Raw genomic sequence first — 1,384 nt, 5'->3', positions numbered from 1 at the left:
GAAGGGCGATATGCGGAAACAGCTTTCCAAGCCCCGGGCAACACAGCTCGGAGGCCTGGACCTGTCGCCAGGCCTGCTACAGTCGTCGTGACGCCGGGCGGTCGAACGAACTATCCTGCTGCGCCACCTTCGAGGACGGGGATGGCACGATCGCGGCGAGGAAGAGTACGGCGAGCATCGGCCGGACAAGCAGTGCATTGCTGATTGCCGACCCACTGATGAACGCGACGAGGACCGCGGCCTGGAGGTTGTTTGCATGGCGCAGCGACCAGCCGAAGGTCAGCAGAATCACGAAGAGCCCGACAAGCCCCTGCTCGATGACGACATTGAGGAAGTCGTTGTGCGAATCCTTGGCTTCCCACCACCAGCTGGTGCTGAAGAACATGTCGGATCCGAGGCCGGTACCGAACAGCCACTGGCTGCTCGAACGCTCCGCGAGCATGCTGAAACGCTCCGCATAGGTCGACGTCCGGCCACTTGAAAACTCGACAAGGTCGAAATTGGGAATGAAGAGGAATACCAGGGCAAGAAGCACCAGGACGGAGGTTGCAAACCCCAGACCCACCGCGGAAGCAAACAGCCGATGAGTCGTGCGGCGACGTATGGCCTGAACGAGAAGGACCGCGGAGAAGACCAACAGCATCACCCAGGTGGTGCGGACCTGATAGGCAATGAAAAGGCCGAACAGGGGGAGACCCACCAGCCAGGCGGTCAACGCGCCGACTTCCCGTCGCAACCGCATCAGCACGACGCCGACAAGCGCCCCCGACACAATGTATGCGCTGGAGTGGATGGCATCCACGCCGGCAAACGGATAGGGTCGCAGAACACCGGCGTAATCATACAGGCCGTACAAGGCTGTCGTCGCGACGGCCACGATCGAAACGGTAACGTAGATCGCGATTTTCGCCCCCGCCAGGATGGTTCCCTCATACCGCATGAAATAGACGAGTGCAGATATCCCCGTCATCACGCGCAGGATGGTGAGGGCATAATCGTTGAGCGGCGTGTTTATCGAAACCAGGAAGGTGTAGGTCACCAGCATCGAGCAGATCGAGAGAATGAGCGCGAAGCTTCTGATGTCCAGATAGACCATGCCTTGGCGAACGATGGGGAGGCAGGCGGCGAGGATCAGCCAAAGGCTGACGACCCCGGCAATGGCCACCTGGATCGGCTCGGGCATGGATTCGGCGAAAATCGAGTACAGACCGGCAGCGACGAAGACGAGGGTGTCGATGACCCAGCTCTGCCTGGTTGCCGTTGCGTCGGAATTCGCACCGAATGTGCCGATGTCTGTGACCATTGTCGATTCCGGTAAGAGTTTCTTCGGACTAGCAGGAATACATTAAGGGAATCTTGAACCGTTGGCCGGGCTCGGGCGGTA

Annotated in this window: 1 protein-coding gene; it reads right to left on the bottom strand. The window is 59.8% G+C overall.

From position 1 onward, the window contains the following. Positions 1 to 76 precede the first annotated feature (76 nt). Positions 77 to 1,303: an O-antigen ligase family protein gene (locus P9A16_RS35545; RefSeq protein WP_024271146.1), complete on the bottom strand. Its 1,227-nt coding sequence runs from the start codon at positions 1,301 to 1,303 to the stop codon at positions 77 to 79. Between the last annotated feature and the right edge of the window lie 81 nt (positions 1,304 to 1,384).

It is taken from the genome of Shinella sp. 838 (genome assembly GCF_029623935.1).
Classification (GTDB): Bacteria; Pseudomonadota; Alphaproteobacteria; order Rhizobiales; family Rhizobiaceae; genus Shinella.
Note: the sequence above shows the minus strand (reverse complement) of the source record. Positions and strands in the feature narration are given on the sequence as shown.

Coding starts and splice junctions, on each gene's coding strand:
- P9A16_RS35545 (WP_024271146.1), bottom strand. CDS start 1,303: ATGGTCACAGACATCGGCACATTCGGTGCGAATTCCGACGCAACGGCA.